The organism is Paenibacillus sp. AR247 (genome assembly GCF_002968895.1).
GTDB lineage: Bacteria > Bacillota > Bacilli > Paenibacillales > Paenibacillaceae > Paenibacillus_AQ > Paenibacillus_AQ favisporus.
The window spans coordinates 15,015-18,867 of the sequence record NZ_PCZT01000001.1 but is presented as its reverse complement, the minus strand read 5'-3'; the positions used below and the strand labels follow the sequence as shown (position 1 = coordinate 18,867).

At 54.5% G+C, this 3,853-nt stretch carries 1 protein-coding gene and 1 pseudogene; one reads left to right on the top strand and one right to left on the bottom strand.

Annotated elements, in window-relative coordinates:
• Positions 1-191 precede the first annotated feature (191 nt).
• Positions 192-1,513, bottom strand: a pseudogene (uraA, locus tag CPT76_RS00090) (uracil permease).
• Between the two features lie 279 nt (positions 1,514-1,792).
• Here uraA and CPT76_RS00085 point away from each other — a divergent pair.
• Positions 1,793-3,853: RelA/SpoT family protein (locus CPT76_RS00085; RefSeq protein ID WP_105441534.1), on the top strand; the 2,061-nt coding region annotated here is incomplete at its 3' end.

Genomic DNA, 3,853 nt, shown 5'->3' with positions numbered 1-3,853 from the left:
AAATGTAGTTGCCCTGTTTGAGGCCACGAATATACGAAAAAGCCGGACGGCATCTTTCGGATGCTTGTCCGGCTTTCTTGCGTATGCTTTTCATATTAGGGTTGGCGGTTATACTGTTGTGCCGATTCACTGAGAGACAGCCGATTCAATGTGACACATCGGATTCACTGTGTCTTCCGATCCCTTGCCACTCAATCCGGAATTTTCTCCACCAGTTCCTGCTCCTTGCCGCCCGGTTCATTGGACAGCCCGGTGACCTCAATCAGCTTGAAGAACAGACTGAGCACGATGCCCACGACCGTGGCGAGCGCCATTCCTTTAAATTGAACGGGGCCAAGGTTGAGCTGCACGCCGCTGATGCCGACGACCAGAACCAGCGTCGCCAGGATCATGTTGGTCGGCTTGGAGAAGTCAACCTTCTGCTCGACAAAGATCCGCAGACCGGAAGCGGCGATGACGCCGAACAGCAGCAGAGATACGCCGCCCATAACCGGCGTCGGAATGTTCGCGATGACCGAAGACACTGTGCCCGAGAAGGACAGCAGGATCGCGATGACGGCCGCGCCGCCGATGACGAAGACCGAATATACTTTGGTCAGCGCCATGACGCCGATATTTTCCCCGTACGTCGTGTTCGGCGTGGAGCCGACAAAGCCGGAGAGGATGGTCGAAATGCCGTTGCCCAGCAGCGAGCGGTTCAGTCCCGGGTCCTTCGACAAGTCTTTGCCCACGATGTTGCTCGTAACTAGCAGGTGACCGATGTGCTCTACGATAACAACCAGGGATACCGGGATGATGGTCATGATGGCGCCCCAGTTCCAGCTTGGCGTGGTGACCGTTGGCATCGTGAGGAAGTGGGCGCTGGCGATCGCGTCCTTATTAACCATGCCTGGCATAAAGAAGGACAGGACGTATCCGACGACGATACCGATCAGAATGTGGATGATCTTCGGAAATCCGCGGAACAGGACCGCGCCGATGACGGTTACGCCGAGTGTCGTCATGGATAAAATAATGCTGTTCATGTCGTAGGTCATCGCGCCGGAAGCCGCGTCTGCTTTCGGAAGCAGTCCGGCCATGCCAGCTGCGGTCGGCACCAGCTCCAGTCCGATCGTGGCGACGATCGCGCCCATGGCGGCCGGCGGGAACACGACGTCGATCCAGCTCGTACCCGCGAACTGGACGATCAGGCCGACGATGACGAAGATAATACCCGTAATGATGAAGGCCCCCAGGGCCAGCGGGTAATTTCCTTCGGATTGTTGCCGAGCACGGCCAGCACCGGAGAAATGAAAGCAAAGCTGGAGCCCAGATACGCCGGTATCTTAGCCCGGCAGATCAGGATGTACAGCAGGGTGCCGATCCCGTTCATCAGCAGGATCATGCTCGGATCAACGCCGAACAGGTTCGGCACGAGCACCGTGCTTCCGAACATGGCGAAGAGGTGCTGCAGGCTGAGCAGAAACCCCGGACCCAAAGGAAGCCTTTCATTGACTTGAATTTCGCGTTGCAATTCGTTCACTCCCATACGTGATTTCGTCCATATCAATAAATTCATTCAATCTAATTTATCTGGAATTATGACATTTTTCAATCTTTTTTTTCACTCCCGGGGCGCAATTTGGCCAAAAAACTTGTTTGTTGTTCCCAGGCTTCCTGTTCCTGGCAGGAAATGTTGACGTAACGCCGTTCAAGCGTCATAATTATATAAAATCATTACATGACAGAACCTGCAAAGATGGATTATGACGCGGGTTCTATTTTATATAGAAGGGAAACGGAAACGACTAGAATGGGCATAGAGCGATTACTTGAAAAGGCTGGAGCCTATATAAAAGAGCCGGATTTGGACCGCATCAGGGAAGCCTATGAATTTGCGGAACAGGCCCATCACGGTCAGGTGCGCAAATCAGGCGAGCCTTATATTCTGCATCCGCTTGCGGTTGCAGATATTGTCGTGAACATGATGATGGATACGACCTCCATCGTCGCCGCGCTTCTTCATGACGTGGTCGAGGACACGACCGTATCGCTCGAGGATATCCGTACCCGATTTGGCGCCACCTGTGCCATGCTTGTCGATGGACTGACCAAGCTGGAGCGAATCCAGTTCCGTTCCAAGGAAGAACAGCAGAACGAGAATTACCGTAAAATGTTTATCGCCATGGCGCAGGATATTCGTGTCATCGTCATCAAGCTGGCCGACCGCCTGCACAACATGCGTACATTGAAATACCAGTCCGAGGAGAGTCAGCGGCGGATCGCTTATGAGACGCTCGAAATCTTTTGTCCGATTGCCGACCGTCTCGGTATTTCAGCGATCAAGAGCGAAATGGAGGATTTGTCGCTCCGTTACCTCAATCCGCAGCAGTATTACCGCATCGCCAACCTGATCCACAAGAAGAAGGCTGAGCGTGAGCAGTTCGTCGAAAACGTCATCGTCCGGATCCGCGAAAAGCTGGAGGAGATGGGCATTGAGGGCGATTTGTCGGGACGGCCGAAGCATATCTACAGCGTCTTTAATAAAATGACGACCAAAAACAAGCAGTTCAACGAAATCTACGATTTGCTCGCGATCCGTATTATTGTGGATAACATTAAAGATTGTTATGCCACCCTGGGAATTATCCATACGCTGTGGAAGCCGATGCCGGGCCGGTTCAAGGACTATATCGCCATGCCGAAGGCGAACATGTACCAGTCTCTGCATACGACCGTAGTCGGGCCTAACGGCGAGCCGACCGAGGTTCAGATCCGGACCTGGGAAATGCACCGGACCGCCGAGTACGGGATCGCGGCCCACTGGGCTTATAAGGAAGGTACAACGGCCGTCGGAGGCAACTTTGAGAATAAAATGACCTTTTTCCGCGAGATTCTGGAGCTGCAGCATGAAGCCAAGGACGCTTCGGAATTTGTGGAATCGCTCAAAATGGACTTTTTCTCGGATCTTGTTTTTGTGTTTACGCCAAAAGGCGAGGTCATTGAGCTGCCTTCCGGCTCGGTGCCGCTGGATTTTGCTTACCGGATTCATACGGAGGTCGGAAACCGGACCATCGGGGCCAAGGTGAACGGGCGGATCGTACCGCTGGATCACCGTCTCAAAACCGGGGATATCGTTGAGATTTTGACGTCCAAGCATTCTTACGGACCGAGCGGCGACTGGCTGAAGATCGCCCAATCCTCGCATGCGCGGAGCAAGATCAAGCAGTGGTTCAAGAAGGAAAAACGGGAAGAGAACGTGGAGAAGGGCCGCGAAATGGTCGAGCGCGAGCTGAAAGGCCGCGGCCTGGACATCTCTGAATGGATGACGGACGAGAAGCTGCTGGAAGTGGCGAAGAAGTTTTCGTTCAACGATATTGAAGACATGCTGTCGGGCGTCGGCTTTGGCGGCATTACGGCAGCGCAGATTTGTACCCGCCTGACGGAGCGGCTCCGCAAGGAGCAGGAGGAAGCCAGCCTGCTGGAGCTCACGACCGAGAAGAAGGAAATCAAACCGGCCGAGAAGAGATCGCGCCCGACCAACGGCGTTCGGGTCAAAGGGATCGACAATCTGCTCGTTCGGTTCGCCCGCTGCTGCAATCCGGTGCCCGGCGACGATATCGTCGGTTACGTCACCCGCGGCCGCGGCGTATCGGTGCACCGCTCGGACTGTCCGAACATTCCGGCGTCGGGCGATGGTGAAGAAGCCGCACGCGTGATCGAAGTCGAGTGGGAAACCGAGATCGAGGCGAATTACAGCGTCGATATCGAAATTACGGGACATGACCGGAATGGGCTCCTGAACGAGGTGCTTCAGGCGGTATCGGAGAGCAAAACGAACATTTCCGCGGTGACCGGGCGCTCGGACAAAAAC